Origin of the sequence: Streptomyces sp. KLMMK (assembly GCF_036961605.1) — a bacterium.
GTDB classification, from domain to species: Bacteria; Actinomycetota; Actinomycetes; order Streptomycetales; family Streptomycetaceae; genus Streptomyces; species Streptomyces telluris.
In genome coordinates this window covers 1-5,467 of the sequence record NZ_JBAMDC010000419.1, presented here as the reverse complement: position 1 = coordinate 5,467, position 5,467 = coordinate 1, and the positions used below count along the sequence as shown (strand labels likewise).

Sequence of the window (5,467 nt, the reverse complement as noted above, 5' to 3'; positions counted from 1 at the left end):
GTGATCCGGGACCGAGTCCACCAGGCGCGAGTGAAGAACGCGCTCGAACCTGAGTGGGAAGCCAAGTTCGAAGGCAGGAGCTACGGCTTCCGCCCTGGGCGAGGCTGTCACGATGCGCTATCCATGATCCACAAAGTGACCGCTAGGCGGGCCGCCAAACGGTTATGGATCCTGGACGCGGATCTGGCGGGGGCGTTCGACCGCATCAGTCACGAGCATCTGCTGGAGTCAATTGGCACCTTCCCAGCTGCCAAAGACATCAGAGGGTGGCTCAAAGCTGGGGTGATCGAAGAGGGCGGCTTCACCAACACCGAAGAGGGGACACCTCAAGGTGGTGTCATCAGCCCTCTCCTCCTCAACATTGCCCTGCACGGAATGGAATCCGCAGCCGGGGTAAGGACGGTCAAGACGGCGTGGAACGGCCTGGTGCGAACGGCCGAAGACTCACCGGTACTTGTGCGGTACGCAGATGATTTCGTGGTGCTGTGTCACACGAAGGAAGCTGCATGTCAAGCCAGAAACAAGCTGGAGGAGTGGCTTAAGCCCCGCGGATTGGCCTTCAACGAGGAGAAGACGCGCATTGTCCACCTCGCGGAAGGCTTCGACTTCCTGGGTGCTCACATCCGAAAGTACGCGGACGGCACCGTCCTCATTACCCCATCCAAGGAGGCGATACGAAGGGCCAGGCAGAGGATCAAGCAGATCATCCAGCGTACGAACGGGCAAGGGAGTCACGAGGACCTGATCCTCACCCTCAACCCCTTTGTCAAAGGGTGGTCTATGTACTACAGCCCCTACTCATCGTCTAGGGCGTACCGGAATCTTGATTTCTACGCTTTCGGGCGACTGTGGAAGTGGGCTGTAAAGCGGCACCGCAGGAAAGGTCGGAGGTGGATCCGAGCCCACTACTGGGGGCGGCACCACCCCAAGCGGAACGATGTGTGGGTCTTTGGCAACGACAAAGTGCTCATGCATAAGTTCGCTTGGACGAAGATCCGGAGGCACGCGGCCGTTCCGGCGAATGCGTCAAAGGACGACCCCGCGCTGAAGGAGTACTGGGCCAAGAGGACAGCGACCAAGGGCCTGCCACAGCTGGAGCGCAAGCTCATCATCGGCCTGGCAGTCCGCCAGAAAGGGAAGTGTCCTGGCTGTGGGCTTGATCTTTTGGAAGGGGCTGGATTCGAGCCGGACAACCTGAACGAATGGGTGTCCTGGTTCTCGGCGGCGACTAGAGCATTTCATGTTCACCACGTCGTCCACCGTCAGCACGGTGGGTCTGACGATCCACGGAACCTGGAACTGAGGCACACCACCTGCCACCAGCAGCTTCATGCAGGTGGCAAGGACAGAGCAAACGTGCGGCCCTCGCGGCCCGCTTGAGCCGTGTGCCGCGACGAGCGGCATGCACGGTTCTGAGGGGGCCGGAGCCTCGCAAGGGGCTCCGGCTACCCGACCGTGGTGATCGACGTGACAGGGGAACGACTGCTCTCGCGCCGAGTCCTCAACGACGAAACTGAGCTGCTGGGCCTCATCCGCGACGTCCTGGCCCTCTCCGAGGACGTGCTGTGGGCCGTCGACATCAACCGCGGCGGTGCTGCTCTGGTCATCGCTCTGCTGCTCGACCACGGCCAGCCGATGGTCTTCCTTCCGGGCCTGGCCGTGCACCACGCGTCCGCCGCCTACCGGGGCCAGGGCAAGACCGACGCCAAGGACGCGCACGTCATCGCCGACCAGGCCCGGATGCGCCGCGACCTCGGCGTCCTGCGGCCCGGTGACGAGGTGGCCGTCGATCTGCGGCTTCTCATCACCCGCCGCACCGACCTGGTCTGTGACCGTACCCGGCAGATCAACCGGCTCCGGGCCCAGCTGCTGGAGATCTTCCCCGCGCTCGAACGCGCCCTGACCCTGACCAACCAGGGGCCGGTCATGCTGCTGACCGGTTACCAGACGCCGGCGGCGATCCGCCGAACCGGCGCCAAGCGCATCGAGACCTGGCTGAAGAACCGCAAGGTCAGAGGCGCCGCCGAGCTGGCCCGGGCAGCGGTCGAAGCCGCCCAGGCCCAGCACACCGCCCTGCCCGGCGAGAAGGTGGCCGCGACCCTCGTGGCCCGCCTGGCGAAGGGGGTCATGGCCCTCAACGAGGAGATCGCTGAAGTCGACGCGCTCATCGAGGCCCGGTTTCACCAGCATCGGCACGCGGAGGTGATCAACAGCCTCCCCGGCATGGGTCCCTGCCTCGGAGCCGAGTTCATCGCCGCCACCGGCGGTGACCTGGAGCCTTTCGGCACCGCCGACCGTCTGGCCACCTTCGCCGGCCTGGCACCCGTTCCACGCGACTCCGGCCGCGTCAGCGGCAACATGCGAAGGCCCAACCGCTTCCACCGCGGACTCCTCCGGGCCTTCTACCTCTCCTCACTGGCCAGCCTCAGAACCTGTTCGGCCTCGCGGACGTACTACGAACGCAAGCGCAAGGAAGGCAAGAACCACCAGCAGGCCCTGCTATCCCTCGCCCGCCGACGCGTCAACGTCCTGTGGGCCATGATCCGAGACGGAGCGTGCTACCAGGGGGCGCCCACGGCCGCCGCAGCAGCTTGACAACGGCATTGGGAAGTTTCTGAAGTCGCTGAAGTGATCTTCTGGCGGGCCTAGCCTGGTGGGGTGGCCGTTGGTGACGGGCGGGTGCCTGCCCGGTACTGCCCGGCCTGTGGTGAACGGCTTCGGCCGGATGCCGGCCCGCGGGCCCGGTTCTGTTCGGCGGTGTGTCGTTCCAGGCAGTGGCATCAGGCCCGGCGGGTGCGGGCGAGGGTGGCCGCGTTGCGGGATGCCCGGGACGCTGTTGAGTGTCCGTCGTGCGGGACGCGGTGGACGCCGGGGGTGGAGCATCCGGCCGGGACGCTGTTCTGCTCGGCCAGGTGCCGGACGAGGGCTTGGCAGCGGCGACAGGAAGGGTTCGGAACAGCGTCACAGTGACGCCGATCTGAACGCTCCTTTTGGCGAATTTCCGCCGGTTCTGACCGAGTTGACACCGAGGGTTGTTGACGATCTCGCGGAGGTGGACGCTCCGAAAGGAGCAAGGGGCCGTGGGTTCCCTTGCGGCCCTTGGTGCCGCACCCGGCCCCGTGAGGGGTGGGTGGTGATCACCTTGTCCGAGAACGTTGGTCAGGTCACCCGGAAGCGTTACGAAGAGATCGTCGTCGCTGACCGCCAGCTCGTCGCCCAGATGGGACGGGCGATGTTCACGATCGGCGACCACGCGCTGGAGATCGAGCCGATGCGTCCGCACGGCGGTTCGGTGGTGCACGAGGACGAGTTGTTCGGCGTCCGCGCGTCGCTCCAGATGTATGCGGACGACGTGGGCTTATCGCTGAGCACGGTGCTGAACTACCGGTTCACCTCCCACCGCTGGCCCGCCGGCCGGCGCCGGGAAGGCGTCTCCCACAAAGTCCACACGATCCTGGCGTCGATCCAGGAGGAGAACGAGCGGTTCGAGGCGATCGGGAACCCGCCCGTCGATGACGTGAGCGGCACGCGGCGGTGGACGACGAACCTGGCCCAGAAGTGCGTCGGGCGGCGGCCGGACCGGCCGGGGACGGTCCAGGAGAAGGTGGATCGCGTTCACGACCTGGCGGTGGACGAGGACGTGGCCGTTCAGGTGGCGGCGGACGTGCTGCGGCGACCGGCGATCGCGGCCCGCCTGATGGACGACACCGCCGTCCGCCAGGCGGTGACGGAGGCCCAGAAACCCGAACACCGCGCGGAAGCGGTCCGGGGCCTGGTGAGGGACGATGTCGCCGCCGCGAAGGTGGCGAGCGATGTGCTGCGGCGGCCGGAGGTCGCCGCGCGGGTCGCGGCCGACGACACCGCTCGTCGCATGGTGAACCGGGCTCAGGCCGACCGTTCCCGCCAGCAGGCCGCGGCCTTCCGCCAGACCTCGCCGGCCGGGCCGGCGGTGAGGCGGATCGAGCGGACGGAGGAGTTCGTCGACCTGCTCGGCGCCTTCCACCGGTTCGTGCGCGAGACCTCCAAGGCGGTGCCGAAGATGCGCGACCGCCAGTGGTCGGGCGACGAGCGCGAGGTCCTGATGTCGAACATCGCACGGGCCCGCGCGGCGCTCGACTGGATGGAGACCGCCGTTTCCACTGGTCAGGTCGATATGGACGAGGAACTTGCCCGCATCCTGCGGGGTGAGTGACCGTGCGCAAACGCTCCCCGGCCGCGGAGCGTCACGCCGAGCTCATCCAGATCGCGCTGATGGAGGCTGCCCCGTCGGGGCTGGTGATCAAACGCCTGATGGGCGCCTGCGAGCTGAGTCTCTACCAGACCCGAAGCGGCCTGCGGGCCCTGCGGGACCTGTCCGGCGAGCGGGGCTGGCCCCCGCTGATCTGGACGCGCGAGGAGGGCTATCACTTCTGCGCGAGCGAAGCTGAGCTGGAGGCGTGGGAGCGGGCCTGGATCAGCGAGCGGCTCACCGCCTTCCGCCGGATGATCACCGGCACGCTGGCTCCCCACCTGGCGCTCTTCCCCCAAAGCCGGTGGGCGAACTACCTGAACACGCAGATCAAAGCGGTCGAGGCCAGCCTGGCCATGGCGGCCGACCAGGGCCGCTGACCCCGGGGGCGCCAGCGCGCATGAGAAGGGACCAGGGGTCCTGGCCGGCTCCCCCGCGGCACCCGGCCGCGGCCAGGACCCCCGACCTTGGTGATGCGCCGACGCCGCTACCCGTCCGACACTACCGATGCCGAGTGGGCCTTGATCGAGGCCCTGCTTCCACCCGCGGCCAGCGAGGTCGGCCGGGGCCGGCCGGAGAAGCATCCCCGCCGCGAGATCGTCGACGGCCTCCGCTACCTGGTCGACAACGGCATAAAGTGGCGCGCGATGCCGTCCGATTTCCCCCCTTGGAGGACGATTTACGGGTTCGCCCGGCGCTGGGCGGCCTCCGGCGCCATCAGCGTGATCCGTGACGAGCTGCGGCGGGCGGTGAGGGTCAGCAGTGGCAAGACGCCGCAGGCCACAGCGGTGATCGTGGACTCCCAGAGCGTGAAGGCGTCCGAGACGGTCGGCAAGGACAGCCGCGGCTTCGACGGAGCCAAGCTGATCAACGGCCGCAAACGCCACCTCGCGGTCGACACCCGCGGCCTGGTCCTGCTCGTCATGGTCACCCCGGCCAATGTCACCGATCGCGAGGCCGCCAAGGAACTTTTGTTCCGGCTGAACGTCATGCACCCGGAAATCGCGACCGTCTGGGCCGACTCGAACTATGCCGGCAAACTCGTGGCCTGGGCCAAGGACCGGTGCGACATCACGCTGAAGACCGTCCGCAGGCCGCCGAACACCAAGGGATTCGTGGTGCTACCCCGCCGCTGGGTAGTGGAGCGCTCCTGGCCGAGCGGGGGTGCGCCGTTCCCGACCGTCCCGGCTTGCGTCTTCGGACGCTGACGGACGTGTTCGCCTACGCCTAGGCCGAAGG

At 67.4% G+C, this 5,467-nt stretch carries 4 protein-coding genes and 1 pseudogene; all 5 read left to right on the top strand.

Annotated features, from left to right (window positions below):
- Positions 1-1,380, top strand: a 1,380-nt coding sequence (locus tag V7793_RS32660; RefSeq protein WP_336013322.1) for a reverse transcriptase domain-containing protein, incomplete at its 5' end; no start/stop codon positions are given.
- 75 nt (positions 1,381-1,455) lie between these two features.
- Positions 1,456-2,595, top strand: coding sequence for an IS110 family transposase (locus tag V7793_RS32655; protein ID WP_336013321.1), 1,140 nt, complete (start codon positions 1,456-1,458; stop codon positions 2,593-2,595).
- Between the two features lie 538 nt (positions 2,596-3,133).
- Complete coding sequence (locus V7793_RS32650) at positions 3,134-4,192, top strand: DUF6192 family protein (RefSeq protein WP_336013319.1); 1,059 nt, start codon at positions 3,134-3,136, stop codon at positions 4,190-4,192.
- 2 nt (positions 4,193-4,194) lie between these two features.
- On the top strand, positions 4,195-4,608 hold the full coding sequence (locus V7793_RS32645) for a RacP protein (protein ID WP_336013318.1): 414 nt from the start codon (positions 4,195-4,197) through the stop codon (positions 4,606-4,608).
- A gap of 93 nt (positions 4,609-4,701) precedes the next feature.
- Positions 4,702-5,379: pseudogene (locus tag V7793_RS32640) on the top strand (IS5 family transposase); the annotation flags it as partial.
- Positions 5,380-5,467: the final 88 nt, after the last annotated feature.